The sequence below is a fragment of the Paenibacillus forsythiae T98 genome, from assembly GCF_000520735.1.
Taxonomy (GTDB): domain Bacteria; phylum Bacillota; class Bacilli; order Paenibacillales; family Paenibacillaceae; genus Paenibacillus_AQ; species Paenibacillus_AQ forsythiae.
The window spans coordinates 1-616 of the sequence record NZ_ASSC01000247.1 but is presented as its reverse complement, the minus strand read 5'-3'; the positions used below and the strand labels follow the sequence as shown (position 1 = coordinate 616).

The window sequence follows — 616 nt, the reverse complement described above, 5'->3', positions numbered from 1 at the left end:
ACGAGGCAGGCCCGCCGCAGCGGAATAGCGGTGGAGCTGCTGCCGATTCCGCTTGTATACGGCATGTATACTCCCTATGCGGGACTCGAAGAGGACATCAAGACGTTTCAGAAAGGCAGAGAGTTCAAGGAACTGAAGAAATGGCTGGACCAACGGCGTCCCGCCTTCATCGTAACGAGCACCTGTGTCCATGTTCTGCCGGCCATAGCCGCCAAATCGCTGGGCATACCGGTGGTATGGAAGATCAGCGAGATCATTACCTCAAACGAGCATACTCCGCTGAGCATCCATGTGATTCACCGGTACAGCGACCAGATTGTCTGCATATCGCAAACGGCGGCTCTTTCTTTTACAGAGGAAATGCGGGCAAGCAAAATCGCGCTGCTTCCGCCTACCTGGGAAGACAAGGAGATGATGACGGCGGCGTGGAGCAAGCTGAGGGGAGAACGGCGGCGCGAGCTTCGCGTAAAGCCCGCAAATCCGCTCGTCGGCTACATCTCTTCATATATTATCCGGGAAAAAGGGCTGGAGCATTTCATCGACATGGCCATACTCCTGGCGCAGCGGCGTCCGGACATTCGCTTTCTTGTAATCGGGGAGCCCCGCGACAAGGAAT

General features: G+C 56.0%; 1 protein-coding gene. It reads left to right on the top strand.

What is annotated here, in order from left to right:
- Positions 1 to 616: hypothetical protein (locus tag L692_RS32525; protein ID WP_025698981.1), on the top strand; the 616-nt coding region annotated here is incomplete at both ends.